We start from the raw sequence: 24,659 nt of genomic DNA on the forward strand, positions 1-24,659 counted from the left end.
CTCATGCGTCTACGTCAGGTATGGGATGCATCGCATGCCGTGAGATTATGTGTGCATGACGGATGCCTCGGTCGAGCTCGACGTGCTGAGCCTCAAGATCGTGCGGGCGATCGCCGACAGCGGCTCGATCACCGGCGCGGCGGCGGCGCTCGGCTACAGCCAGCCGGCGATCAGCCAGCACCTGCGCCGCCTCGAAGCGCGACTCGAGGTGGCGGTCGTCGAGCGGGTCGGGCGCGGCGTGCGGCTCACCGAGGCGGGGCGCGTGCTCGCCCGGCACGCTCCGGCCGTGACCCTCGCCGTCGACGCCGCCGCCGAGGAGCTCGCGCATCTGCGGGGGCTCCGGACGGGGGTCGTGCGCCTGGTCGCCTTCCCCTCGGCATCCCCGGTGCTCGTGCCGCGCCTCATCGCCGCCCTCGCCGCCGCGCACCCGGGGCTCTCGCTGACGTACCTGGAAGCGGAGCCGCCCGAAGCGGTCGAGGCGATCCGCGACGACCGCGCCGACATCGCGCTCACGTTCAGCTACCCGGGTGACCGCGACGACCCGCACCGGTCGAGCGCGCGCGGCCTCAGCGTCCGCGCCGCGGGGCGCGACGAGCTGATGCTGGTGCTGCCGGCGGGGCACGGGCCGGTCGACGACGTCTCGGACCTCGCCGACGAGACCTGGATCGCCGGATGCCCGCGCTGTCGCGGCCACCTGCTGGAGCTCTGCGAGCGCGCGGGCTTCGCGCCCCGCATCGGCTACGAGACCGACAACTACGTCGCGGTCGAGGGCCTCGTCGCGCAGGGGATCGGGGTGGCGACGCTCCCGCGGATGGCGCTCGAGTCGTTCCCGCTGCTGCCCGGGGTCGCGACGGTGCCGCTCCCGGTCGCCGAGGCGCGGCGGCTGCACCTCGTGACGGCGCAGAGCGCGGAGCGCGTGCCATCCATCGCCGCGGTGCTCGAGGTGCTCGGACCGGTGCTGCAGAGCGTCGGGACGAGCCGGAACGAGCGGGCCGCCGCTGGCTAGACTGGGGGAGATGTCTGCAGCGATCGATCCCCGTACCACCACCGCCAGCGGCACCGACGTGCGCGTGCGGTTCTGCCCCTCGCCGACCGGGCTGCCGCACGTCGGCATGATCCGCACCGCGCTCTACAACTGGGCGTACGCGCGGCACACCGGTGGCAAGCTGATCTTCCGCGTCGAAGACACCGACGCCGCGCGCGACAGCGAGGAGAGCTACCATCAGCTCGTCGACGCGCTCACGTGGCTCGAGATCGACTGGGACGAGGGCGTCGAGAAAGGCGGCCCGCACGCCCCGTACCGGCAGTCGCAGCGGCGCGACATCTATGCGGGCGTCCTGCAGCAGCTCATCGACAGCGGTGCCGTGTACGAGTCGTACTCGACCGCCGAGGAGATCGACGCGCGCAACGAGGCGGCGGGGCGCGCGAAGCAGCTCGGCTACGACAACTACGACCGGACGCTCAGCGATGAGCAGAAGGCCGCCTTCCGCGCCGAGGGGCGCGAGCCCGCGTACCGGCTGCGCGTGCCCGACCACGACCTCACCTACGTCGACCTCATCCGCGGAGAGGTGACCTTCCCCGCCGGCTCGTTCCCCGACTTCGTCGTCGTGCGAGCGGGCGGGCAGGCGCTCTACACGTTCACGAACCCGGTCGACGATGCGCTCATGGGAATCACCCACGTCATCCGCGGCGAAGACCTCATGCCCTCGACGGCGCGTCAGCTCGCCCTCTACGACGCCCTCATCGGCGCGGGGGTGACCGACTTCGTGCCCCGGTTCGGGCACATGCCGCTGGTGCTCGGCGAGACCGGCACCAAGAAGCTCTCCAAGCGCGACCCGCAGGCCGACCTCTTCCTGCAGCGGGAGAAGGGCTTCATCCACGAGGGGCTGCTCAACTACCTCGCCCTCCTCGGCTGGTCGATCGCTCCCGACCGCGACGTGTTCACGCTCGACGAGTTCATCGCCGCGTTCGACATCGCCGACGTCAACCCGAACCCGGCCCGCTTCGACCAGAAGAAGGCCGAGTCGATCAACGGCGACCACATCCGCATGCTCGAGGCATCCGACTTCGCCGCCCGCCTCGTGCCGTACCTGGCGACGGCGGACCTCGTCGAGAACCCGCCCACCGCCGACCAGCAGACGATCCTCGACGCGGCGGCTCCGCTCGTGCAGGAGCGCATGCAGCTGCTCGGCGAGGCGCCGGGCCTGCTGGGCTTCCTCTTCCGCGACGAGGTCGTCTACGACGACGACGCGCTGAAGAGCCTGCCGGAGAACTCCGGGCCGGTGCTCGTCGCGTCGGTCGGCGCGCTCGAACTCGTGCCCGAGCAGGGCTTCACCGCCGCGGCGGTGCAGGCGGAGCTGCAGAAGGCGCTCATCGACGACCTGGGTCTGAAGCCCCGCGTCGCGTACGGCCCGCTGCGGGTCGCGATCAGCGGTCGCCGCGTGTCGCCGCCGCTGTTCGAGTCGATGGAGATCCTGGGCAAGGCGGAGACGATCCGCCGGCTGGATGCCCTCGTGCAGCGCATCGGCTGAGCGGTCGCCCGGTCACGCTCCGCGTCGCTACGATCCGCAGGAGTAGAGGCCGGTCACCGAGCTGTCGGTGACGGCGGTGCAGTTCGCGAGCACCCACGCGCGGATCTGTGCGCTCGTCGTGGTCGATTCGCCGGTGCCGTTCGTCGCGCCTGGTGTTCCGCCGGCGCCGTTCGCTGATGTGCCGCCGGTGATGCCGGCGCCGCCGGTGCCGCTCGGGCCGCCCGCGCTGCCGAAGCCGCCGCCGCGCGTCGTGCCGCCGGCGCTCCCGGAGACCAGCACGTAGCGGAGCGCGCCGTCGTCGACGAGCTTCTCGAAGCCGGCGAGGGTGGGCACGGCGTCCTGCCCGTCGAACCCGCCGACCGGCAGCACCGACTCGCCGCCCGAGGCGACGATCAGCTGCGCCGCCGCCTGCGCGCCGAACGTCGCGACGAGGTAGCGCGTGCCGTCGACTCGGTGCGCCTGCAGCCAGGCGAGGGTGTTCGCGGTGCCCGACGAGGTGCGGGAGGCGGCGCCCATGACGCCCGGCGTGCCCAGCCCGCCGGCGGCGCCCATGACGCCCGGCGTGCCCAGCCCGCCGGCGGCGCCCGTGCCCCCGGTGCCGCCCGTGGCGCTTCCCGCACTGCGTCCCGCTGGCAGGCCGTCGCCGCGCGCCGTGCCCGTGCCGTGGCCCCCGCGCGCCTGCGCACCGGCGCCGCCGCCCGCCCCTCCGGACGAACCCGCCGCGCCGCCGGATCCCGGCGCGCCGCCGAACCCCGCCGCGCCGCCTGCCCCGGGTCCGCCCATCCCCGCCATCCCGCGGGCGCCGCCGACCCCATCGCCGACACCCCGCCGGCCACCGGACTGGTCGAGTTGGGGGTCGCGATCGTGACCGCCGACCACACCGCAGGCGTGAGCAGCAGCGCGACGACGCCGAGAACGGTGGTCACCGGCATCCGTCGCCCGCTGCGTCGCTCCCGCACGACGAGCGCCGTCGCCACGGCGGACGCGACGCACTGCACGATGGCGGCGGGCAGCGAATACGCGGTGCCGCCCGCGCCGAGTGCGAGTCCGATGCTGATGCCGAGCGCGCTGAGGGCGGCGGCGATCGGCAGTGCGAGCTGGGCCCACAGTGCGCGCTGCGCCGTGCGGCGGCGAACGCCGCGCCGATGAGCAGCGCCAGGGGGATCGCGAGTGCCGCCGTGTAGAACTGGTGCATGCCCGCGACGATCGAGAACATCGCCGCGAACGTCGCGAACCACACGGCCCCGAACACCGTGAGCGGCAGGCGGAAGCGCAGCGCGATCAGGATCGCGATCGCGACCAGCGCGACCGGCACGAGCCAGCCGATCTGCGCGGCGAGCGCCTCGTTGAGCAGGCGCACGACGGAAGGGCTGCCGGAGAACGGCGGGGTGAACGAGCGGTACGCGTCGCCGTCGGCGGTCGAGGAGCCGAAGCGTCCGAGCCCGTTGTAGCCGAACACCATCTCCCACGGGCTGTTCGAGAGGGTGCTACCGATGTAGGGGCGCTGGGATGCCGGGATGACGGCCACCACGATGATCCAGCCGAGCGAGAGCACGAGGCTCGTCGCTCCGGCGATCGCGACGCGGGCGAGTCGGCGCGGCCACGACTGCCGCGTGCAGAGGTAGGCGGCCGCGAGCGCCGGCCAGACCGCCCAGGATTCGAGCATGTAGGTCTGGAAGCCCGCGGCGATGAACACGCCGGCGAGCACCAGCCAGCCGAGGCTCCGCCGCTCGAGGGCCTTCGTCGCCGCCCAGGCGGTGAGGGCGAGGGCGAGCACGAAGAAGGTCTCGGGCTGGTTCGAGAGTGCGACCGCGACGAGGATCGGGGTTGTCGCGACCACGAGTCCCGCGACGATGCCGGCCGTGCGCCCGGCCCACCGCCGCGCCGTGATCACCGTCGCCGCGGCGGCGGCGAGCGCGTTGGGCAGGATCACGGCGGCGGGGGAGAAGCCGAAGAGGCGGACCGACAGCGCGGGAATCCAGAACGAGCCGGGGATCTTGTCGAGCGTGACGGTTCCGGCGGGGTCGACGGCGCCGAAGAAGAAGTTCGGCCAGCTCTTGCTCATGGACAGGGCGATCGAGGCGTAGTACTCCGACATCGAGCCGCCCACGCTCCACGCGGTCAGCGCCAGCGTGAACACGGCGAGGGCGAGGAGGGCCCATGCGAACGGGTCGACCCGGCGGTGCGCCGCGACGGTGCGCGCGGCGGGCGGCCGGGCGGCGCAGGCATCCATGATGAGCACGGCACACACGCTAGATGTACTGACCTCGACCGTTGTTGATTCGGTCGATGGGGGTGCGGCCTCCGATGCCGAGGTGGTGCCTGTCTAGGTTGTAGTGGTCGAGCCAGGTCGTCAACCCTGCTTTTCGGTCGTCGTTCGAGCTCCAGGGGCGGGCGTAGGCCCACTCGGTGGCGAGGGTGCGGTTGAGGCGTTCGACTTTCCCGTTGGTCCAGGGGCAGTGCGGTTTGATGAACCGCTGTCGGATGCCGTGCGCGTCGACCACGGCCTTGAACGCGGCCGAGTGGCGGTAAGCGAACGCGTTGTCGCTGATGACGCGTTCGACTGTGACGCCGAGGCGCGCGTAGAACGCGATCGCCCGCTCGAGCACACCCGCGGCGGTGATGCCTTTCTCGTCGTCGTGGATCTCCGCGTAAGCAACTCGGGAATGGTCGTCGATGACGGTGTGCACGTAGTCGTAACCCAGGCCCCGCTTGCGCGCAGGACGTTGCCCGCGGCCATGCAGACGCCATCCGCCGCCGTCGGGGATACGGCCGAGTTTCTTCACATCAACGTGGATCAGGGACCCGGGATGATCATGCTCGTAACGCTGCGCGGATCGGCGGGTCGCGCGGATCACGGACCCCGTGACCGGGTCCAGCTCCCGCAGCAACGGCACGTGGTGGCGGCGCAACACCCTACCGACCGTTGAGGCCTGCAAGCCGAGCTTGTCAGCGATGAACACCGGCCCACGCCGAGTGAGGTGCCGCATGATCCGCACCCTCGCCTCCACGCACGCTTTGGTCTGGCGAGGGTGGGAGCGGGCGACGCTGGAACGATCGATCAGGCCCGCCGGGCCGCACTCCCGGAACCTGCGCCACCACCGCCACGCGGTCGTGCGGGAGATCCCCATTTCCGCGGCAACATGCGCGACCGCACGCCCCGACTGGATGCGCTGAACCATGATCAACCGGCCGGCCGGAGTCAGCCGGGCATTAGCGTGAGACAAGAGAGACCTCCGTGCGTTTGAGCTGAAGAACTTAGACAGCTCCAACTCGACCCCGGAGGTCTCTCCTACGTCAACAACGATCTGGGTCAGTACAGCTAGAACCGCAGGGCACGCGGATGCCGAGGCGTGCGCTATGAACTCGCTGACACCTCGTTCGGAGCCCGGCACGCCCGACGTGGTTTGGACCCGCCTCTCGAGTGGGCTAAGCTAGACCCTCGGTACGACTTCGGTCGGATGCCTTTGGGGTATGGTGTAATTGGCAACACGGCTGATTCTGGTTCAGTTGTTCTTGGTTCGAGTCCAGGTACCCCAGCAAGACAGATAGCCCCGGAAATCCGCGTCAGAACGGATCACCGGGGCTCTTGCTTTGGTGGTCCGGGATCAGGCGATTCCCTCCGAAACCCCTCCGACAAGAACGTGGCTGGCGGGGACTGGCTGGCAGAATTAGGCCTGTGTCAGACGCGATAGACGGCCTCTTCGATCCGAGCCGCAACGAACCGCCGCCAGCCGTGGATCTGGACACCCTGAGGGCACTGCTCCAAGCGCAGGCGAATACCATCGTGGCTGTCGGTACGGGCGGTGAGCGTATCCAGAACGTGGATGCCCGCTGGCAACGAGACACGCGCACCCTCAACGCCAATTTTCGACGCCTCGGCCTCAAGCCTCCCTTTCCCTGGAACGGCTTGTGGGACTGGTATGGCTACTACTCCCAGAATCTCGCGAGCTACCACGAGCGCCGGACATACGTCCGCGAGCTGACGCAGGAAGCTCTCGCCCAACTCGACCAGATCGAAACGCGGGGCGGGATTCACGATCCCGCGGCAGACGATGACACGCCGACATGGGAAAACCTGAACGGCCGCATCTCCGGACTCATTGAGGAGTACTCGACAGCGAGAGATCGCGACGGCTGGCAGGACGTGGGACGGCGCAGCCGAGAGATTCTTATCGACTTCGGCAAGCTCATCGCCGATCCAGCTATCGTGCCCGCGGGACAGGAGGCTCCCAAGGGTGCCGACGCCAAAGCATGGTTCGATCTATTCCTCGCCGCGTATGCGCAGGGTCGTGACAAGGCAGAGCTGCGGTCAACCATGCGGGCTGTGTGGGACCTCTCTCAGAAGGTCACCCACGGCGACATCGCGGACGTGGACGCTTTCGCTGCTGCGCAGGCAACGGTACTGGTGGTCCGGACGGCTCAGAAGATGCTTCGGGATGCTGAGCAGGAGGAATGACGTGGCCGCGAACTTCGACGACGACACGCTGCGCGCGGTAGGCGAGATCATCGCACTCGGTGAGCAAGAAGGGTTCGGCATCACGTTCGAGCCAGACGCTGACGGCTGGACGGTTGGCTTCATGCGTGGCCATGGTGGTGGAGACCTACACAGCGACTACGACCTAGAGAGCGCCGCGCGGGGTGCTGTTCGCCCGCTCCTCGATCTGTCCGCGCGCTACGTTGCCAACCGCCGCGACCGACAGCGGTGATCGAGAAGCGGCCTCGTCGTTCAACCGCCTAGCTGTACTGACCCAGATCGTTGTTGACGTAGGAGAGACCTCCGGGGTCGAGTTGGAGCTGTCAAAGTTCTTCAGCTCAAACGCACGGAGGTCTCTCTTGTCTCACGCTAATGCCCGGCTGACTCCGGCCGGCCGGTTGATCATGGTTCAGCGCATCCAGTCGGGGCGTGCGGTCGCGCATGTTGCCGCGGAAATGGGGATCTCCCGCACGACCGCGTGGCGGTGGTGGCGCAGGTTCCGGGAGTGCGGCCCGGCGGGCCTGATCGATCGTTCCAGCGTCGCCCGCTCCCACCCTCGCCAGACCAAAGCGTGCGTGGAGGCGAGGGTGCGGATCATGCGGCACCTCACTCGGCGTGGGCCGGTGTTCATCGCTGACAAGCTCGGCTTGCAGGCCTCAACGGTCGGTAGGGTGTTGCGCCGCCACCACGTGCCGTTGCTGCGGGAGCTGGACCCGGTCACGGGGTCCGTGATCCGCGCGACCCGCCGATCCGCGCAGCGTTACGAGCATGATCATCCCGGGTCCCTGATCCACGTTGATGTGAAGAAACTCGGCCGTATCCCCGACGGCGGCGGATGGCGTCTGCATGGCCGCGGGCAACGTCCTGCGCGCAAGCGGGGCCTGGGTTACGACTACGTGCACACCGTCATCGACGACCATTCCCGAGTTGCTTACGCGGAGATCCACGACGACGAGAAAGGCATCACCGCCGCGGGTGTGCTCGAGCGGGCGATCGCGTTCTACGCGCGCCTCGGCGTCACAGTCGAACGCGTCATCAGCGACAACGCGTTCGCTTACCGCCACTCGGCCGCGTTCAAGGCCGTGGTCGACGCGCACGGCATCCGACAGCGGTTCATCAAACCGCACTGCCCCTGGACCAACGGGAAAGTCGAACGCCTCAACCGCACCCTCGCCACCGAGTGGGCCTACGCCCGCCCCTGGAGCTCGAACGACGACCGAAAAGCAGGGTTGACGACCTGGCTCGACCACTACAACCTAGACAGGCACCACCTCGGCATCGGAGGCAAAACCCCCATCGACCGAATCAACAACGGTCGAGGTCAGTACACCTAGCTGCGCCATCGGCTGGAGCGCCGGACGGCTCGCTACGGCTGCGAGGCGAGCCATGTCGTCGGTGTGGTCGTCGCTGAATAGGTGCAGGTAGTGCTTGTACATCGTGCCGATGTCGGCGTGGCCCATGTACTTGGCGACGCGCTCAATAGGGATGCCCACTGAGGCGCATGCGCTCGCGTAGAAGTGTCGGAGGTCGTGCCAGCGGACAGCCGGGATGCGCAGCTCCCTCAGCACCCCCAGGAAGTGCTTCCGGTAGAAGTTGTCGAGATTGAACTGGATCGTGTAGTCCTGCTGCCTTCGATGTAAACAGCATGCGTGCTTTCCTTCTGGACGGTGTGGTCCCTTACATCGCCCCGCAAGCTGTCGAGGGGCTGAAGTTCTCCGTTGCCCTGCCGGCGGACCTGGCTCGCGCGACGCTCGCCGAACGATTCGTCGATGAGGAGCATGCGGCTGGTCTTGCGGCTGCGACTATTGTGATGCGTGCAGATGCAGTGCAGGAAGAGCGTGTGGCCCGAGATGGATAAAAAACGCACATAGTTGAGCGGCCTGTGCGAGGATTGTATCCATGAAGGAGTTGGACGAGTCGCTCCCGTCGACGTTCACGACGGAGACCTCGCGGGCGCACGGTGTGCATCCGCGAGATCTGTATGCCTGGCGAGATGGCGGGCAGGTCATCGAACTCTCGCGCGGGGTCTTCCGTCGAGCAGACGCGCCCCCGGCGTCGTACCCCGACATGATCGCAGTGGCGCACCGCGCTCCTCGCGCGATCGTGTGCTGTATCTCGGCGGCAGCGATCCATGACCTGACGGACGAGATGCCGGCGTTGGTGCAGATCGCGGTTCCCAAGCGGTCGCATACGCCGGTAATCACCTATCCTCCGGTGATGGTGTTCCGCTTCGACGAGGCCTCTTTCGAACTGGGGCTGACGTCGTTCGAGGCGGGGCCGGGAGAGCCAGTGCGCATCTACGATGCGGCGAGGACGGTGGTGGATCTCATGAGATTTCGGAAGCGCCTTGGCGAGCCGATCGCGCACGCCGCGCTTTACCGATACCTGGCAGCGCCGAATTCGAAACCGGCATTGCTGCTGGAGTACGCGGAGGCGCTGGGGACGTTTGGGCCGATGCGTGCTGCGCTCGATGTTGCGAGTGCTCGATGAGTCGGCCCACGCGAGAGAGCGCCGGAGGGCGCGCATACCTCGACTTGCAGAATCAGGCTCGCCGTCAGAAGCGTGGCACGGAGGAACTGCTCACGATGTACATCGTCGAGCGGTGGCTGTCGCGGATGTCGCGCTCACCGTACGCCGAGGACTTCATCCTGAAGGGCGGGATGCTGCTGGCTTCCTTCGGCACCCGCCGTCCCACGGTCGACGCCGACGCCCTCGCGCGCAACATGGCCTCCGACGAAGAAACCGCGGCTCGTCGTGTCGCGGAGATTGCCGCGATCGAAGACTCGGACGACGGTGTGGAGTTCCTCCCCGAGACTGTGACCACCGCGGTGATCCGCGACGACGCGCTGTATTCCGGCGTGCGGGTGACGATGACGGCACAGCTCGCGACAGCGCAGGTCAAGCTGCGGCTCGACATCAACTTCGGCGACCCCGTCACGCCGGCCCCGCGAACAGTAGAGCTGCCGTCGCTGCGGCCGGACGCTCCGCCGATCCGCATCCTGGGCTACCCGATCGAGACGGTACTCGCAGAGAAACTCGTCACCGCGATCGAACTGGGACGAGCGAACACGCGCGTGCGTGACTTCGCGGACATCCACCTCTTGACCGGCACACAGGCTCTCCAGTGCGGGGAACTGCGTGACGCGCTCACGGCGACCGCAACTTTCCGCGGGACCACGTTGATTCCGTTAGCGCAGGCCACCGAGGGGCTCGCAGTGCTCCGAGGCTCAACCTATGTCGCCTACCGGAAGGGGCTCGGCGAAGTGGGCGCGAGTCTGCCGGAGAGGTTCTCCGACACCGTTGCCGCCGTTGCTGACTTCGTCGACCCGGTGCTCGATGGGCTCGATGCCAAAGCCGTGTGGAGGCCCGCTGAACGGAACTGGAGCGCGGTGCCCGTCACGTCGTCCGAGCCGACAGAATCCGCTACAGGTAGGACCGACTTGTGACGGTTTCTGTCGGACCTGGTCGCAGCCGATCCGGTGACCAGACGGTCAGGCCCGTATGACGGCCCGGGCGACGGCTGCGACAGCCGTGTTCACACCCTTCGGTCTCCCGTTCGCCCGCATCGCCCCCGCGAGTAGGTGGAGCGCGTCGAGCGTGGGGCTCTCGGGTGAGGGGGCGCGGTAGGGGTCCTCTCGGTCGCGCCAGCCGAGGTCGAACAGGAGTTCGCTGATGCTCTCTTCCCACAGTTCAGCGGGTGTCTCGTTCGCGACGGCGGCGAGTGCCATCCAGCCGGCGTGCCGCTCGGCGGGGGTTGTTCCGAGCGGGAGTCGGCCGGTGATGTGTCGCAGCATCGCCTGCGGGTCGTCTCTGCGTTTGGCGATGGCCTGAGTCGGGGCGATGCGGCCCTTGCGCACCGAGACGAGTCCCAGCGCTCGCGCCGTGGCGCGGAGTTCCCAGACGGGCCAGGCGAGGTCTTCGCGGTTGGCCTTGCCGATCCACCATTCGGTGATGCCCGTGCGATGTGCAATCTGCTCGACAGCGGCGGGCTTCAGGTACCCGGCGCCCGTGAGCGTCACGCCGTCCCCGACGACGTCGAGGAGCACACGGAATGGCTCAGTGAGATCGGCGGCCTCGTCGGTGCTGATATCGGTCACACCGGAGGCAGCCGGATGAGCGAGAGCGTCGCGCAGGCCGCGTGCACCGCGGTTTCGCGCCAGCTCGAGCAGCGACTCGAGTTCCTCGACGACCGGGATCGGCTCCGCGGTGACGGAGGTGATGAGCTCGTTTGTCTCATCGATGTCGAACACATCGGGGTGCCAGCCGTCGGGCAGCCAGGCGCGTCCCTCCGCCGTGTTCTCGAACACCTCGGGGCGGAGTGCGTCGTCGTAGTCGCTGCGCACCCAGTCGGCGAGTTCGGTGTAGCCCCAGACGCCGCCGCAGTCCTCTGGCGGGCAGGCGAGCTTCCCGCCGACGCACACCGGGGCCGGTGGAGGGCTGTCGAGTACCTTCTCGATGCGCAGGAGGTGCTTCCAGTCATCTCCGAAGTCGTAGTCGTACCAGAGTCGGTCGCCCTCGTCGGCGATGACCTGGTCGAGACGCACGTCGTCTTCGAGCATCCCTTCATCGCCCTCGTCGAGGTCGAACTGGGTGAGGAACTCGGGAGCGTTGCGGTCATTGCTCGTGCGGAAGCGGTGCAGGTGGCTCTCGGTCCATCCCATCGCCGCTTGGATCACCTCGTGCAGCCGCGGGAGGAGGATGTCGCCGGGAACCTCGATGCGTCGCCACACCGGCGGCTTCGTGCGCTGCAGGTCGATACGGATACGGAAGCCCCGCACCGTAGCGGGGATGGGGAGGAGCTGCGGCTCGGGACGACGCCAGAGATCGTCCAGATGATCGGCGTCGGGCCTCAGCGAGGCGATGAACTTCTGAAGATCCGGTGCCTCGAACTTCTCGGATGCCATCTTCCTTCTCCCGACCTTCGGGCACATCACTTCGGGATGCGCCATCGCGATCAATTCTCACGGAGAACGTCGGCGTCCGCCCAACTGCTGGTCAGGGAAGTGCCTGGCGGGGAGCGCACCGCACCCCGCCAGAAGGGAGCCGGCACGATAGAATGAAGCAGAGCCCTAGCTGCCGGAGGTGAGCATATGAAGCGCAAGGATGTCACTCGTGAGGCGCTTCATCGTGCCGCTCTGCGTTCCACGCGGGCGTCGGCGGCGTTGGAGAACAGGTCGGTGCCGGTCGGTGTCACTCGTTCTGAGCGGGTCGAGCGCTTCCTCGCCGCGCGCAAGCAGCGCATTTGATGGGTGTCGGGCCCGGATGCGGCGAGACGCCGTTGGACCCGGAAGAAGCAGACGCCCTCACCCCACAGGCTCGTGAGATCTTCGGCGATGAGCCGAAGAAGATCGACCTCTACGAAGCTGAGCAGGCGATCAGCGATGACGTCAGCATCGCGTTGCTCGACGACATCGCCGACGGGCGACTCGTGCTCACCGACATCCTCACGGACGCGTTCCTCCGTGACCTGCATCAGAAGCTCTACGGAGACTTGTGGACGTGGGCAGGTCGGTACCGAACGTGTGATCTCAACCTCGGCGTCGAACCCGAGCGCATCGCCGTCGAGCTCCGCGGATCGCTCGACAATATCCGGTACCGCTGGGAGCGCACCGACGACTGGACAGCACGCGAACTCGGCATCGCCGTACATGCCGAGTCCGTCCGCATCCACGGCTTCGTCGACGGGAACGGGCGAACGACGCGCCTGCTCGCCGACCTGGTGTTCCTCGCCGCGCAAGACGCGGAGGCGATCGCAGAGACGTACGACTGGGACATCGACAAGCGACGATACATCGCCTTACTGCGTCAGTACGACGTCACCAGAGATCCCCAACCGCTCGCCGCGTTCGTGCCCGTCCAGAGGCTCGACGACGGAGAGAACCGGTGATCAGATTGGTGACCAGAAACCCTCCCGAGAGGCGCGAATCAGCACGAACCACTGCGTAGCTGTCGGTAGCCGGCGGTAGGCTCGACCCCATGAGATCCCTGAAATTACGGTGAACTCTACCGATTCGGGGCTTCGCCCGGACGGGCCAGGCGGCTCTCAGTTGTTCTTGGTTTGAGTCCAGGTACCCCAGCAGTTTCGAAACCCCCGGTTCGCCGGGGGTTTTCGCGTTGTGCCGCGCCGCGGCTGGTAGACCTGAGGCATGAGCTCCTCCATGCCCCGCGTCGGCCGCGCCGATGTCGTGGTGGGCGTCGTCGCGGCGGCGCTCTTCTGCCTCGTCGCGGTGGCCGTCGTCACCGGCTGGCCCCCGCTCGCCGAGATCGATCGCGCGGGCGCGGCCTGGGGGGAGCGGAACGGCGGGGCGCAGTCGTGGTGGGTGCCGGTGTGGACCACCGTCTCGGCCGTGTTCGGGCCGCTCGCGTTCCGCATCGCGGCGGTCGTCGCGCTGGTGTGGATGCTCGTGCGCCGGCGTCGCGGAGCGTCGCGCGCCGAGGCGTCCACGCTCTTCTTCGCGTCGGCGACGGTGCTCCTCGGCGGCATCGTGCCGGTCGCTGTGAAGGCGGTCGTCGACCGCCCACGGCCCGAGGCCGCGCTTGTCGACGCCCTGCACTCGTCGTTCCCCTCAGCCCACGCCTTCGGCATCACCACGGCGGCGCTCGTCGTGATGGTGGCGCTCGTCGGCCGCGTGTCCGTCGCCGCGTGGAGGGCGACGGGCGCCGTCGCGGGCGCGCTCGTCGTGCTCGTGTGCGTCGCGCGCGTCGCGCTGGCCGTGCACTACGTCACCGACGTGACGGCGGGGGTGTGCCTCGCGGTCGTCTGGGTGCTCGTCGCCCGGCTGCTGTGGCAGCGGCTCAGCGCTTCTTCCGCCGCGCCGGCGTGATCACGGTGAGCGCACGGGGGAGCACCCGGGCGTCGAGCCGGTCGATCTGCTCGCCGAGCTCGCCGTCGCGCGCGATGCGATACGGCCCGTCAGGCAGCTCGAGGTGGTACTCGGCGTCGGAGAACTGCTGGTAGCGCTTGTTGCGCGCCATGCGCCCGGTGAAGAGGTCGAGCACCACCCGGGCGCGCGAAGCCAGCCGCGTCACCCCGAGCACCCGCAGGTCGAGGCGGCTGTCGTCGAGCGCCGCGCGGTGCACGGGCGCGAAGCCGCGCGGTTCGTAACGGCCGTTGCCGATGAACAGCAGGCTGAACTTCGCGTCGACCGTGTCGCCGTCGAGGTCTTCCACGCGCACGCGCACGGCCTTGCCGCGCCCGAGGGTGCGCGCAGCCGCGACGACCGCGGCGAGCGGCTTGCCGATGCGGTGCTCGTACTTCTCGCGGATCGCGACGAAGTCGGTGTAGGCCCCGATCGAGGCGGTGTTGACGAAGATCGTGCCGTTCACCTCGCCGAGATCGACCTTGGCGTAGGTGCCCGCGTGGATCGCGTCGATCGCGGCCGACAGCGGGAACATGCCGAGATCCTTCGCGAAGTGGTTGAACGTGCCGGCGGGGAAGACGGCGAGCGGGATGCCGTTGTGCATCGCCGCGGCGGCCGCCTGCTGCACCGTGCCGTCGCCGCCGGCCACCGCGAGCACCTCGCACGAGGCCGCCGTGTCGCGGGTCACCTGCCCGTAGTCCTCGCCGTCGTTGCCCAGCTCGACGATCCGCATGCGCGGGAACGCCCGCCGCACCTCGGGGAGGATCTTCCCCGCGCGCCCCGACCCCGACTTGGGATTGATGACGAGCGCGATGCCCTCGCCGTCGGGGTTCGCCTTCCCCGCGTGCACCGTGAGGTCGTCCTGCGTGGGGTCGATGCGCTCGACGGGCACGACCTTCGTCGTGAGCCAGGCGATCGTCTCACCCAGGGCGAAGCCGGCGAGCACATCGGACGGGTAGTGCGCCCCCGTCGCGACGCGCGAGAAGCCGACGAGTCCTGCGAGCATGCGCAGCGGCACGGACAGCGCCGGCCATTCCGCGGCCGCGCCCGCCGCGAACGCCATGGCGCTCGCGGAATGTCCGCTCGGGAAAGACGTCGATTGCGGAATGCGATGCGCGAGCCGCTGTGCAGGCACCTGGGTGATCGAGGGGCGCGGCCTGCGGTGCAGACGCTTGGATACCTGGTTGGCGATGAGGCTCGTCACCGCGATCGAGACGAGACCGCGCGCCGCGCCGCGGCGTGCCCGCGGGCGGCCGGTCAGCGTCATCAGGCCGGCGATCACGATCCAAAGCACCGAGCGGTCGGCGGCGCGGGTGAGGCGCGGCATCGTGGCATCCAGCAGCGGGCTCTTCGTGTTCGCGATCGCGTCGAAGGTCGCGACATCGAGGGCGTCGATCTGGTGACGGACGCTCCGCCAGCGACGCGTGTTGCCGGCCTCTGTCGTGTTCGTGCGCATGCGCGTCTGCTTCCCCTGCGTCTTCCGCTCCCGCGTCATCTCGCCTCCCGCTCAGGCCATCGCGTCACCGATGTAGCTGTACTTCAGAAACACCTCGCTCGCCCATCCGGCCTCTTCGAGCACTCCCTGCACAGCAGAGAGCATGTACTTGGCGTCCCACCCCATGTAGAGGTAGCGCGGATCGTCGCCGCCGGCGATCTGATCCCACTGACCGTTCCATGCCATCGCGGAATACACGGGCCCGCCGCGACGGGCGCTGAAATCGATGACCGCCTGGCGAGACTCGGGGGACTCCGCCCAGAGGCGCTGGAAGATGCGGTTGAAGAGGTACCGGATGTCGGCGACCTCCCAGTGCTCGCCGCGGAACTCGACGTAGTCGAACTCGCGCTGCCAGCCGCGCGGCCACCCGCGTCGGAGGCGCGCGTCGAGGACCGGCGTGAGGTTGTCGTCGTCGATGCTGACCACGGCCGGCCGCGCCCACACCCGCAGAAACGCCTCGGTGAGCCGTGCGGTGCGCGCGGCGATCTCCGCCGTCGACCACGCGGGGCTCTCGGCGATGGCCGCAGTGAGCGAGATGTCGCTCGCGGCATATATGCGGCGTTTGTCGGGGAAGGAGGCGTCGAACGCGCGATCGGCGAGCGGCTCCTCGAGGAGAGTCAGGTTGCCGAGCGTCTGCGACAGCGCGCGGAAGCTGTTCTGCTCGTCGGCCTCGAGGTCGGCCCAGCGGCGGTCGCCGTCGGGCGACCAGTCGTCGGACGGCGCGACCGGAACGACGTGATCGACATCGAACCCCGCCGGGTCTGTGAGGCCGGCGAGGCGGCCGAGCACGTAGCGGGGGTGCGGGAGATCGCCGTACTTGAGGCCCACGCGGGTGCGCTCGTCGGACGGCGTGATGCGCGCGATCGCGTGCACGAGGTCGTCGCGGCCGCGCTCGGCGGCGCGGCAGAGCCGGGCGACCAGGCGATCCGTGGAGATCCCGACGATCACGCGCCGCAGCAGCAGCGACTGCACCTGCTCGAGGGAGAGGATCAGCTCGTCTCGGTCGAGCAGCCCGTGCACGTGGTCGCCGTAGAGGCGGAGGAGCAGAGGCGCGACGCCGCGACCGAAGGTGCCGAGGTACGCGAACTGCTGCCCGATCTCGGGGTCGGGAGTGTGCGCCGGGTCGAGCAGCAGCCCGTAGATCTCCGCGTATTCGCGCCACTGCGCGGCGTGACCGCGCAGCGCCTCGACGCCGAGCCGCGGGAACTCGTGGCGGAACGCGTCGTAGACTGCTCGGCCGCCCGACGCATCGACTTCGCGTCCGGTGAGCATGACCAGATAGTGCCGCCAGAACGCGCCGATCTGCTCGCCGGTCGCCTCTTCGATCGGCAGCCAGTACTCGTTCTCGATCTCGCTCTGCTGCTCATGGGTCAGCCCCATCAGCACGTAGTTGTGGATGAGCTCGTGGTCGCGCAGCGGCTCACCGGTGGAGTTCAGGCTCTCGAACGTCTGCTGCGCGTTGGCCTCGGGGCCGAGCGTGATCGAGACGTGCTCGAGCTTCTGCAGCCCTCGCCAGATGCTCGGCGCCTCGCCGGGGCGGATCTGACTGCGGAAGAACGCGTAGTTGTCGTCGAAGCGCGACTCGCGGGCCTGCTCGCCCGGTGCGCGGCGGTCGTGCACGACGCTGTCGAAGACGTCGGCCCATGCGCGGTGGGGACGGAGCTTGGTGCGCGAGGGGTCGTCGTCGCGCACCAGCACACGGGAGAGCTCGGCGGCGAGCGCGGGGTCTTCGTCCCGCAGCGAATGCTGGAGCGCGGCGACCAGCAGCATGAGCGTCGTCAGGCGCTGCTGGCCGTCGATCAGGACGAGGTGCGCACCCGACTCGGTGTCATCCGACGCCGCGGTGGAGAGGATCGATCCGATGAAGTGGGTGTCCGTGGCATCCGCCGCCGACACCGCGCGCACATCGCTCAGCAGCTGCTCGCAGCCGCCGATGTCCCACCGGTACTGCCGCTGATACACCGGCACGACGATCGTCGTCTCCGGTGCCTGGAGCCACCCGATCGTGTTCACGGCGGTCGCCTGGACGTGGGCGGCGGTCGCATCGGCGGGGGCGGGGGTCACTGTGCTCATCGTCAGAAAAACGCTCCTCGAAAACCTCGGTCGAGTCTAATCGCGTCCATCAGACCGCTCTGTAGGCTTGCCTAAGTCGGCGTGTAAAAACTTCGCTCGTCCGACAGAAAGGGCATGATCCGTCATGGCATACATCAAGAGCGCCGCTCTGGAAGAGACCGGGTACGTCGTCCTCGACCCCTACGGCAAGGAGATCGACCCGAAGGAGTGGCTCGACGTCGAATACGTCGACTGGAAGTCCTCCGGCGACACCCGCTTCGCCCCGCTGGCCTCGGCCAAGGGTGAGATCGAATGCAACGGCTTCTGGAACCACAAGCCGCCGCGCACCGACAAGGACGGTGTGTGGATCGACTCGCAGACCGCGATCGCACCGACCCTCACCGAGCGCGCGCTCGAGCCGGGTGCCAACGTCGGCCGCTGCCGCATCATCGAGCTGCAGCCGAACACCTACGCCGACTGCCTGTACAACCTGCACCAGGATGACAACAACCGCCTGAACCCGGACGGCACCGGCTGGGTCGTGCGCGGCTTCTTCAACCTCACCGACGACAAGACCAGCTACTTCGTGCTGCGCGAGAACCGCACCGACCCGAGCGAGGAGACCCGCATCGCCCTGCCGGCCGGCGCGCAGCTGATCGTCGACACGCAGCGCCTGTGGCACGCCGCGGCGCACTACGGCGACGAGCCGCGCTACTGCCTCATCACCTCGTGGGAGTCGGGCCCCGAGCTCGACGCCTACATCGCCAAGTACAACGGCGTGAACAAGGTCGAGAGCTACCCCGTCGACCAGGAGACGCTCGACGCCGGCCAGATCGAGCAGGAGCGTCGCATCGCGGCCCGCGCCGCCGCGCTCGCCGCCCGCGGTCAGCAGGACGTCAACGTCATGAGCGAGGCCTGAGCCTCGCCGCGACCCGCGACAGCCGAGAAGGCCCCCGCCAGTGGCGGGGGCCTTCTTGCGTACAGCGGGCAGGGCGGGTCAGGCCGCCGTGTACTCGCGGACCCGGTTGCGGTGCGAGATGCGGTGCGCCGCCCACAGGGAGCCGGCGATGAGACCGGCGATCAGCGCGCCGAAGATCCACGGCATGACCGTCGGCGTGAGGCCGGACGTCTTGGTCTTCATCTCGCCCGTGCCTCCCGCGATCAGCGAGTTGCCGTCGGCGATCTGCGTCGCCCCGTCGGCCACCTTGCCCGAACCCTCCGACACCTTGACGGTGCCTGTGGAGAGGTCCCCGGCGCCGGTCTCGAGAGCCTTCACGCCGGTCGCCAGGCGGCCCGCGCCCGCCGAGAGCGTTTGCGTACCGTCGGCGAGTGACGTCGCTCCCGCGGAGAGGTTGTCCGCACCGACGGCGAGATTCTGCGCGCCCGAGCTGAGTCCCAGCGCACCCGTGGCGAGAGACTGCGTCCCGTTCGCGAGGGTTCCTGCGCCGGCCGAGAGGTCGGTGGCTCCGGATGCGAGGGTGGTGGCCCCAGCATCCAGCCGCTGGACACCCGCGGACAGTTCGCCCGACTTCGCGGCGAGCGTCGCCGCACCGTCGGTGAGGCCGCCCGCCTTCGATTTCAGCGTCGAGAGTCCGGCGGCGAGGTCGCCCGCGCCCGTGTCAAGGGTCGCGAGTCCACTCACCAGATCGCCCGACCTGGCCGAGGCCGTCGCGAGTCCGTTCGACAGGGCACCCGACGTGGTCGCGATGGTCCCCGCCCCGGCGGCGAGCTCGCCCGACTTGGCGACGAGGGTATCAAGGCCCGCCGAGAGGGATGCCGATCCATCCTTCAGCGAGCTGGCGCCGCGGGCCACGCTGGCGGCTCCGGTCTCGAGGTCGGCGGCACCCGCAGCCACGCGGCCCGCGCCCTCCTGAAGCTGCGCCGCGCCCCGGCTGAGCGCGCCGGAGCCGTCGCTCACCCCCTGTGCGCCGGTCGCCAGGTCGCTCGCACCTGCGACGAGGCCGTCGGCGCCGAGCTGGAGATCGCTTGCTGCCTGAGCGAGCGCGCGCAGGTGGCCGATGGTGGCCGGATCGGCCGATGCGGCTTGGAGGTTGTCGGCGACCTGGGTGAGGCTCTGCTGCAGGGATGCGGCGCCACCGGCGAGCCGTCCGGCCCCTGCCTGAAGGCTCGTGACGCCGTCGGCGACCTGGGCGGTCCCGGTTGTGAGGTTCGCGGCGGCCGCGGCGAGATTCGTCGCACCCGTCGAGGCGGATCGGGCTCCCGCCGCAAACGTGTGCGTGCCTGCGGCCAGACTCGCGGCTCCGTCGTTCAGCGCAGATGCCCCCGCCGCGACGTTCGTGCCGCCTGCCGCTGCGGCGCCGATGCCGGCAGACAGCGCCGACGCGCCGCCGGAGATCTGACCGAGCCCGGCGTTCAGGGCGCCGGCGCCGGCGAACAGCGCCCCGATGCCTTCAGCCAGCTGCCCCGCACCGGCACGCGCGTTGTCGGAGCCGCCGTCGAGGCGAGCCGCGCCCGCCTCGAGCCGGTCGATTCCCCCCTTGGCCTCGTTCGCACCGGCGGAGAGGCGCTGCGCCCCGTCGGCGAGCTGCGCCGCCCCGGGGGCCGCCTGCGAGGTGCCTGCCTTGAGCTGCTGGGCACCGCTGTCGAGGCGCTGCACCCCCGCGACGAGGCGGGTCGCCCCGGCGGCGGCGGACGCCGCACCATCGCTCACCTTCGCCGCGCCCTCGGACGCCGATGCGGCACCCTCGGCGAGCGTTCCAGCTCCTGTCGAGAGCGCCTGTGCGCCGGCGGCGGCACTCGTCGCCCCGGCGGACAGAGACGTCGCACCCGCCGCGGCGTCGGCGGCTCCGGCGTCGAGCTTCTTCGCCCCGGCGGCGAGCGCGTCGGCGCCGCCGGCGAGGGTGGTGGCGCCGGCGGCGAGCGACTCCGAGCCGGTCGCCGCCTTTCCGGCGCCGTCGTCGAGCCGGGCGGCGCCGGCGGACATCGTCGCGGCGGTGAGGAGGTACAGGCAGGTCATCGCGGCCAGCAGCAGGCTGAGGACGATGACGGTGACACGCATGCCCCAGCGATGGGTATGGGTACTCGACATTGAGGACTCCGTTGTCTCGCGCCTGCGTCATCGCAGGCGTGGTGATGGGTTCGGCGGTGTCGCGTGCACGGTCGTGTCGTGGCCGCGGCACCGGGAGAGCGAGATGACGCTAACAGCCCGAACCCGCCTCCGCGGGAGCAACGGAATCCTCTGCAAGGTGGAACCAAGTCTCACCACTCGTGACGCCCGGTGTCTTGTAGAGATTCCACAAGATTCCCGGCATCCATCGATCGAACCCTCCACATCGCACTCTTCTGCGAATGCTTGTGTATGTCCGTGTTTGTGTTGTACTGTGTGAGCGTCTCAAGGAGGAACTCGTGTACGCGACGGAGCGGCAGCATCTGATCGAACACCTCGTCACCGCAGAAGGCCGAGTGGCGGTGGTCGACCTCGCCCGCCGCTTCGGCGTGACCACCGAGACCGTGCGGCGCGACCTCGACCAGCTCGAATCGACCGGCGTCGTGCGTCGGGTGCACGGGGGAGCGGTGCCGCGCACGCGGGCCAGCACCGCCGAACCCTCGCTCGCCGAGCGCAGCGCGCAGAGCAGCGAGGCCAAGCTCGCGATCGCACGGCGCGCGCTCGATGCGGTGCCCGCGGACTTCGACGGATCGGTCTACCTCGACGCCGGCACGACGACGGCGGCGATCGCGCACCTCCTCGCCCAACGCCCCGCGGGGCTCCGCGCCCTCGAGGTCGTCACCCACTCGATGACCGTCGCGCACCTCCTCGCCGGCGCTCCGGGGCTCAGCCTCACCGCCATCGGCGGGCGCGTGCGCGGACTCACCGCCGCCGCGGTGGGCGCGCAGACGGTCGACACGATCTCGCGGCTGCGGCCCGACATCGCCTTCGTCGGCACGAACGGCCTCTCGGCCGGGTTCGGGCTCAGCACGCCCGATCCCGACGAGGCCGCCGTCAAACGGGCCATCATCGGCGCCGCGCGCCGCACGTTCGTCGTCGCCGACGCCGCGAAGCACGACGCCGAACTGCTCGTCTCGTTCGCCGCGCTCGGCCAGGTCGACGTGCTCGTCAGCGACGTGGCGCCGGAGGGTGCGCTCGCCGACGCGCTCGACGAGGCGGATGCCGAGGTGTGGGTCGCATGATCGTCACCCTGACCGCGAACCCGTCGCTCGATCGCACGGTGTCCCTCTCCGCGCCGCTGCGCGCGGGCGAGGTGCAGAACGCCGACGCCGTGCGCGAGGATGCCGGGGGGAAGGGCATCAACGTCACCCGCGTGCTCCGCGGTTCGGGCGCGGCGAGCACCGCCGTGCTGCCGCTCGACCCGTCAGACCCCTTCGGTGCCGTGCTGCGCGCGGCGGATGTCCCGTTCACCCCCGTCGCGGTCCACGGCGCCACCCGCGCCAACCTCACCCTCGCCGACGCGGACGGCGTGACCACGAAGATCAACCTGCCGGGCGTCACGCGCACATCCGCCGACGGCGACGCGCTCATCGACGCCGTCGTCGCGGCGGCCGCCGGAGCCCGATGGCTGGTGCTCGCCGGCTCGCTGCCGCCGGGGCTCCCCGACACGTTCTACGTCGACGTCATCGACGCGGTGCGCGGCGCCGGGTTCGATGCCGGCGTCGGCCCGCGCATCGCCGTCGACACGTCGGGCCCCGCGCTCCGCGAGGTCGTCCGCCGTGGCGCTCCCGACCTCATCAAACCCAACGACGAAGAGCTCGCCGAGCTCGCCGGGGTGAGCCTCGACAGCGGTCTCGCGCTCCCCGAAGCGGTGGCCGCGGTCGCCGCGGGTCTCGTTCCCGCGCGCGTCGGCGCCGCCTTCGTCACCCTCGGCGGCGACGGCGCGGTGCTCGTCACCGCCGACGGCGCCTGGCACGGCACTCCGCCGCCGACCCGCGTGCGCAGCACCGTCGGCGCGGGCGACAGTTCGCTCGCCGGATTCCTGCTCGCCGAGTCGGCCGGCGCCGGCCCGGAGGAATGCCTGCGCAGTGGCATCCGCTACGGCTCCGCCGCCGCCGCCCTCCCGGGGACGCAGGCCCCCACCCCCGACGATCTTCTCCCCGGCGATGTGCCGGTGAGACGCCTCTGACCATCCCGCCCACCGAGACAAGACCACCGGAGGTCACCGTGTCCGAGATCATCACGCCGGCGCTCGTCAGCCTTGACGAGCCGCTCGGCACCGACAAACGAGCCGTCATCGACGCGCTCGCCGCCCGCGTGGCCGCGACCGGTCGCGCGAGCGACGGTGCGGCGCTCGCGGCGGATGTCTGGAAGCGCGAGCAGACCGACGAGACCGGCCTGCCGGGCGGCATCGCCATCCCGCACGCCAAGAGCCCGGCCGTCCGCGAGGCGACGCTCGCCTTCGCCCGCCTCGCGCCGGGCGTCGACTTCGGCGCGCCGGACGGCCCGGCGGATCTCGTCTTCCTGATCGCCGCGCCCGACACGGCGGCCGAGGAGCACCTCGCCGTGCTCTCGCGCCTGGCCCGTGCCTTCATGCGCGACGAATTCACCGCCGGACTGCGCGCCGCGACCTCACCGGACGACGTGGTCGCCCTCGTGCAGGCCGCCGTCAGCGACGAGCCGACCGCGGCGGCCGCCGCGCCCGGCGCCGCCGCGCCCGGCGCTGCGGCGGCCGACGGGGCTCCGGCCGACGGGGCTCCGGCCGTGGCGACGAACCTCGTCGTCGACGGTCGCCCCGCCCGCATCGTCGCCGTCACCGCGTGCCCCACGGGCATCGCGCACACCTTCATGGCCGCCGATGCGCTCACCGCCGCCGGCCAGAAGGCGGGAATCGACCTCGTCGTCGAGCCGCAGGGCTCGTCGGGCTACAAGGCGCTGCCGCAGTCGGTCATCGACGACGCCGACGCCGTCATCTTCGCGGTCGACGTCGACGTGCGCGATCAGCAGCGGTTCGCCGGCAAGCCGGTCGTGCGCGTGCCTGTCAAGAAGGGCATCGAGCAGCCCGCCGAGCTCATCGACGAGGCCGTCGCCTCGGTCGGCAACCCGCTCGCGCCGCGTGTCCGCGGCAACGCCGACACCGCGGCCGCGGCCCGCGCCGAAGGCGGCAGCGGCGGAGGAGTAGGCAGCGCCGTCAAGCGGTCGCTGCTCACCGGCGTCAGCTACATGATCCCGTTCGTCGCCGGTGGCGGTCTGCTCATCGCGCTCGGGTTCCTCCTGGGCGGCTACAAGATCGCGTTCAACGCCGACGACGTCCTCGGGTCCGCGACGCTCTGGAACCTCGGCGACACCTCGCTGATCGTCTACCTGGGCGCCGTGCTGTTCAAGATCGGCTTCCTCTCGTTCGGCTTCCTCGTGCCCGCGCTCGCCGGATACATCGCGTACGGCCTCGCCGACCGCCCCGGCATCGCGCCCGGCTTCGTCGCGGGCGCCGTGGCATCCTTCATGGGCGCCGGCTTCCTCGGCGGCATCGTCGGCGGTCTGCTCGCCGGTCTCGCCGCCTGGTGGCTGAACAGCCTCGACGTGCCGCGGTGGCTGCGCGGCCTGATGCCCGTCGTGATCATCCCGCTCCTCGGCTCGATCTTCGCCTCCGGACTGCTGCTGATGGTGCTCGGCGGACCGATCGCGTGGCTCACTCAGGCGCTCAACGACTGGCTGTCCGGCCTCACCGGCGCCGGGGTCATCATCCTCGGCATCATCCTCGGCCTCATGATGTGCTTCGACCTCGGCGGTCCCGTCAACAAGGTCGCCTACGCCTTCGCCACCGGCAACCTCGCCGCGGGCATCGCCGGCGACGAGCGCTACCTGCAGATCATGGCCGCCGTCATGGGCGCGGGCATGGTTCCGCCGCTCGCGATGGCCCTGGCATCCACCGTCATCGACCGCAAGCTCTTCACCGAGCCGGAGCGCGAGAACGGCAAGGCCGCCTGGCTGCTCGGTGCCGCGTTCATCACCGAAGGGGCGATCCCGTTCGCGGCCGCCGACGTCTTCCGCGTCATCCCGGCGATGATGGTCGGCGGCGCGGTCACCGGTGCCCTGTCGATGGCGTTCGCCGTCACCAGCAAGGCGCCCCACGGCGGCGTGTTCGTGTTCTTCGCGATCGACAACTTCTGGCTGTGGCTGGTCGCCATCGCCGCCGGCACCGTCGTCGCCGCGTTCGCCGTCGTCGGCCTGAAGCGCTTCGCACACCGGCGGCCCGTGGAGCCGGTTTCGTCCGGCGCAGAAGGTGTTCCCTCGGCGGTCGCCACCGCATAGTCTCGAACACGACACTCTCGACTCA

Annotated in this window: 23 protein-coding genes and 1 tRNA gene; 16 read left to right on the top strand and 8 right to left on the bottom strand. The window is 69.9% G+C overall.

The window, feature by feature from the left end:
* Window positions 1-55: 55 nt before the first annotated feature.
* Window positions 56-1,006, top strand: a complete 951-nt coding sequence (locus FHX68_RS01265; protein WP_141378788.1) for a LysR family transcriptional regulator — start codon at window positions 56-58, stop codon at window positions 1,004-1,006.
* Window positions 1,007-1,016: 10 nt separating this feature from the next.
* Window positions 1,017-2,531 (top strand): glutamate--tRNA ligase, encoded by a 1,515-nt coding sequence (gltX, locus tag FHX68_RS01270; protein ID WP_141378790.1) that lies wholly within the window; start codon window positions 1,017-1,019, stop codon window positions 2,529-2,531.
* 27 nt (window positions 2,532-2,558) lie between these two features.
* On the opposite strand, the gene FHX68_RS15635 is transcribed toward gltX, so the two are convergent.
* The 3 genes from FHX68_RS15635 to FHX68_RS01280 all read right to left on the bottom strand — a co-directional run bounded on the left by FHX68_RS15635 (window position 2,559) and on the right by FHX68_RS01280 (window position 5,758).
* Entirely contained in the window at window positions 2,559-3,314 is a 756-nt protein-coding gene (locus tag FHX68_RS15635; protein WP_229661386.1) for a mannosyltransferase YkcB-related protein, read from the bottom strand.
* Between the two features lie 139 nt (window positions 3,315-3,453).
* Window positions 3,454-4,764 carry an ArnT family glycosyltransferase gene (locus tag FHX68_RS15640; protein ID WP_229661383.1) on the bottom strand — a complete coding sequence of 437 codons (1,311 nt, stop codon included), beginning with the start codon at window positions 4,762-4,764 and terminating at the stop codon, window positions 3,454-3,456.
* Window positions 4,765-4,783: 19 nt separating this feature from the next.
* The gene (locus FHX68_RS01280) at window positions 4,784-5,758 is read right to left on the bottom strand and encodes an IS481 family transposase (protein WP_141920002.1); all 975 of its coding nucleotides are present in this window, start codon (window positions 5,756-5,758) and stop codon (window positions 4,784-4,786) included.
* Between the two features lie 241 nt (window positions 5,759-5,999).
* Between FHX68_RS01280 and FHX68_RS01285 the strand changes: the two genes are divergently transcribed.
* From FHX68_RS01285 to FHX68_RS01300, 4 genes are all read left to right on the top strand, one after another.
* Window positions 6,000-6,071 (top strand) — tRNA-Gln (locus FHX68_RS01285).
* A 139-nt stretch (window positions 6,072-6,210) separates the two neighbouring features.
* On the top strand, window positions 6,211-6,990 hold the full coding sequence (locus FHX68_RS01290) for a hypothetical protein (protein WP_141381640.1): 780 nt from the start codon (window positions 6,211-6,213) through the stop codon (window positions 6,988-6,990).
* Window position 6,991: 1 nt separating this feature from the next.
* Window positions 6,992-7,240: a hypothetical protein gene (locus tag FHX68_RS01295; protein ID WP_141381639.1), complete on the top strand. Its 249-nt coding sequence runs from the start codon at window positions 6,992-6,994 to the stop codon at window positions 7,238-7,240.
* Window positions 7,241-7,367: 127 nt separating this feature from the next.
* Window positions 7,368-8,342 (top strand): IS481 family transposase, encoded by a 975-nt coding sequence (locus tag FHX68_RS01300; protein WP_141920004.1) that lies wholly within the window; start codon window positions 7,368-7,370, stop codon window positions 8,340-8,342.
* Here FHX68_RS01300 and FHX68_RS16285 read toward each other — a convergent pair.
* Window positions 8,265-8,576 (bottom strand): tyrosine-type recombinase/integrase, encoded by a 312-nt coding sequence (locus FHX68_RS16285; RefSeq protein ID WP_170219035.1) that lies wholly within the window; start codon window positions 8,574-8,576, stop codon window positions 8,265-8,267. The two genes, FHX68_RS01300 and FHX68_RS16285, sit on opposite strands and share 78 nt — an antisense overlap.
* 77 nt (window positions 8,577-8,653) lie before the next feature.
* Between FHX68_RS16285 and FHX68_RS15070 the strand changes: the two genes are divergently transcribed.
* The 3 genes from FHX68_RS15070 (at window position 8,654) to FHX68_RS01315 (ending at window position 10,454) form a co-directional block, all read left to right on the top strand.
* Window positions 8,654-8,866: a hypothetical protein gene (locus tag FHX68_RS15070; protein WP_141380545.1), complete on the top strand. Its 213-nt coding sequence runs from the start codon at window positions 8,654-8,656 to the stop codon at window positions 8,864-8,866.
* 41 nt (window positions 8,867-8,907) lie between these two features.
* Complete coding sequence (locus tag FHX68_RS01310; RefSeq protein ID WP_141380544.1) at window positions 8,908-9,498, top strand: type IV toxin-antitoxin system AbiEi family antitoxin domain-containing protein; 591 nt, start codon at window positions 8,908-8,910, stop codon at window positions 9,496-9,498.
* A gap of 95 nt (window positions 9,499-9,593) precedes the next feature.
* Window positions 9,594-10,454, top strand: coding sequence for a nucleotidyl transferase AbiEii/AbiGii toxin family protein (locus FHX68_RS01315; RefSeq protein ID WP_229661418.1), 861 nt, complete (start codon window positions 9,594-9,596; stop codon window positions 10,452-10,454).
* Window positions 10,455-10,499: 45 nt separating this feature from the next.
* On the opposite strand, the gene FHX68_RS01320 is transcribed toward FHX68_RS01315, so the two are convergent.
* Entirely contained in the window at window positions 10,500-11,912 is a 1,413-nt protein-coding gene (locus FHX68_RS01320; RefSeq protein WP_141380542.1) for a plasmid pRiA4b ORF-3 family protein, read from the bottom strand.
* A 186-nt stretch (window positions 11,913-12,098) separates the two neighbouring features.
* Between FHX68_RS01320 and FHX68_RS15075 the strand changes: the two genes are divergently transcribed.
* The 3 genes from FHX68_RS15075 to FHX68_RS01330 all read left to right on the top strand — a co-directional run bounded on the left by FHX68_RS15075 (window position 12,099) and on the right by FHX68_RS01330 (window position 13,832).
* Complete coding sequence (locus tag FHX68_RS15075; protein WP_170214235.1) at window positions 12,099-12,254, top strand: hypothetical protein; 156 nt, start codon at window positions 12,099-12,101, stop codon at window positions 12,252-12,254.
* A gap of 32 nt (window positions 12,255-12,286) precedes the next feature.
* Window positions 12,287-12,895, top strand: coding sequence for a Fic family protein (locus FHX68_RS01325; RefSeq protein WP_211345036.1), 609 nt, complete (start codon window positions 12,287-12,289; stop codon window positions 12,893-12,895).
* A gap of 259 nt (window positions 12,896-13,154) precedes the next feature.
* Window positions 13,155-13,832: a phosphatase PAP2 family protein gene (locus tag FHX68_RS01330; protein ID WP_141380540.1), complete on the top strand. Its 678-nt coding sequence runs from the start codon at window positions 13,155-13,157 to the stop codon at window positions 13,830-13,832.
* On the opposite strand, the gene FHX68_RS01335 is transcribed toward FHX68_RS01330, so the two are convergent.
* On the bottom strand, window positions 13,804-15,363 hold the full coding sequence (locus FHX68_RS01335) for a bifunctional phosphatase PAP2/diacylglycerol kinase family protein (RefSeq protein ID WP_244926822.1): 1,560 nt from the start codon (window positions 15,361-15,363) through the stop codon (window positions 13,804-13,806). The genes FHX68_RS01330 and FHX68_RS01335 overlap by 29 nt on opposite strands.
* A 12-nt stretch (window positions 15,364-15,375) precedes the next feature.
* Window positions 15,376-17,436 carry a DUF262 domain-containing protein gene (locus tag FHX68_RS01340; RefSeq protein ID WP_141380538.1) on the bottom strand — a complete coding sequence of 687 codons (2,061 nt, stop codon included), beginning with the start codon at window positions 17,434-17,436 and terminating at the stop codon, window positions 15,376-15,378.
* A 124-nt stretch (window positions 17,437-17,560) separates the two neighbouring features.
* Here FHX68_RS01340 and FHX68_RS01345 point away from each other — a divergent pair, with 124 nt between their 5' ends.
* The gene (locus tag FHX68_RS01345; protein WP_141380537.1) at window positions 17,561-18,334 is read left to right on the top strand and encodes a hypothetical protein; all 774 of its coding nucleotides are present in this window, start codon (window positions 17,561-17,563) and stop codon (window positions 18,332-18,334) included.
* A 78-nt stretch (window positions 18,335-18,412) separates the two neighbouring features.
* Here FHX68_RS01345 and FHX68_RS01350 read toward each other — a convergent pair whose 3' ends face one another.
* The gene (locus FHX68_RS01350) at window positions 18,413-20,434 is read right to left on the bottom strand and encodes a YhgE/Pip domain-containing protein (RefSeq protein ID WP_170219036.1); all 2,022 of its coding nucleotides are present in this window, start codon (window positions 20,432-20,434) and stop codon (window positions 18,413-18,415) included.
* A 347-nt stretch (window positions 20,435-20,781) separates the two neighbouring features.
* Between FHX68_RS01350 and FHX68_RS01355 the strand changes: the two genes are divergently transcribed.
* From FHX68_RS01355 to FHX68_RS01365, 3 genes are read left to right on the top strand one after another with little or no spacing between them, the layout of a single operon-like run.
* Window positions 20,782-21,564, top strand: coding sequence for a DeoR/GlpR family DNA-binding transcription regulator (locus FHX68_RS01355; RefSeq protein ID WP_141380535.1), 783 nt, complete (start codon window positions 20,782-20,784; stop codon window positions 21,562-21,564).
* Window positions 21,561-22,511: a 1-phosphofructokinase family hexose kinase gene (locus FHX68_RS01360; RefSeq protein ID WP_141380534.1), complete on the top strand. Its 951-nt coding sequence runs from the start codon at window positions 21,561-21,563 to the stop codon at window positions 22,509-22,511. Before FHX68_RS01355 ends, FHX68_RS01360 begins: the two co-directional genes overlap by 4 nt.
* A gap of 38 nt (window positions 22,512-22,549) precedes the next feature.
* On the top strand, window positions 22,550-24,634 hold the full coding sequence (locus tag FHX68_RS01365) for a PTS fructose transporter subunit IIABC (RefSeq protein WP_141380533.1): 2,085 nt from the start codon (window positions 22,550-22,552) through the stop codon (window positions 24,632-24,634).
* Window positions 24,635-24,659 lie beyond the last annotated feature (25 nt).

It is taken from the genome of Microbacterium lacticum, assembly GCF_006716815.1.
In the GTDB taxonomy this organism is placed as follows: Bacteria; Actinomycetota; Actinomycetes; order Actinomycetales; family Microbacteriaceae; genus Microbacterium; species Microbacterium lacticum.

Excerpts from the sequence above, each read along its gene's own strand:
- FHX68_RS01265 (WP_141378788.1), top strand. The coding sequence starts at position 56 with ATGACGGATGCCTCGGTCGAGCTCGACGTGCTGAGCCTCAAGATCGTG.
- gltX (WP_141378790.1), top strand. The coding sequence starts at position 1,017 with ATGTCTGCAGCGATCGATCCCCGTACCACCACCGCCAGCGGCACCGAC.
- FHX68_RS15635 (WP_229661386.1), bottom strand. The coding sequence starts at position 3,314 with ATGGGCGGACCCGGGGCAGGCGGCGCGGCGGGGTTCGGCGGCGCGCCG.
- FHX68_RS15640 (WP_229661383.1), bottom strand. The coding sequence starts at position 4,764 with ATGGATGCCTGCGCCGCCCGGCCGCCCGCCGCGCGCACCGTCGCGGCG.
- FHX68_RS15070 (WP_141380545.1), top strand. The coding sequence starts at position 8,654 with ATGCGTGCTTTCCTTCTGGACGGTGTGGTCCCTTACATCGCCCCGCAA.
- FHX68_RS01310 (WP_141380544.1), top strand. The coding sequence starts at position 8,908 with ATGAAGGAGTTGGACGAGTCGCTCCCGTCGACGTTCACGACGGAGACC.
- FHX68_RS01315 (WP_229661418.1), top strand. The coding sequence starts at position 9,594 with ATGTACATCGTCGAGCGGTGGCTGTCGCGGATGTCGCGCTCACCGTAC.
- FHX68_RS01320 (WP_141380542.1), bottom strand. The coding sequence starts at position 11,912 with ATGGCATCCGAGAAGTTCGAGGCACCGGATCTTCAGAAGTTCATCGCC.
- FHX68_RS15075 (WP_170214235.1), top strand. The coding sequence starts at position 12,099 with ATGAAGCGCAAGGATGTCACTCGTGAGGCGCTTCATCGTGCCGCTCTG.
- FHX68_RS01330 (WP_141380540.1), top strand. The coding sequence starts at position 13,155 with ATGAGCTCCTCCATGCCCCGCGTCGGCCGCGCCGATGTCGTGGTGGGC.
- FHX68_RS01335 (WP_244926822.1), bottom strand. The coding sequence starts at position 15,363 with ATGACGCGGGAGCGGAAGACGCAGGGGAAGCAGACGCGCATGCGCACG.
- FHX68_RS01340 (WP_141380538.1), bottom strand. The coding sequence starts at position 17,436 with ATGAGCACAGTGACCCCCGCCCCCGCCGATGCGACCGCCGCCCACGTC.
- FHX68_RS01345 (WP_141380537.1), top strand. The coding sequence starts at position 17,561 with ATGGCATACATCAAGAGCGCCGCTCTGGAAGAGACCGGGTACGTCGTC.
- FHX68_RS01350 (WP_170219036.1), bottom strand. The coding sequence starts at position 20,434 with ATGCGTGTCACCGTCATCGTCCTCAGCCTGCTGCTGGCCGCGATGACC.
- FHX68_RS01360 (WP_141380534.1), top strand. The coding sequence starts at position 21,561 with ATGATCGTCACCCTGACCGCGAACCCGTCGCTCGATCGCACGGTGTCC.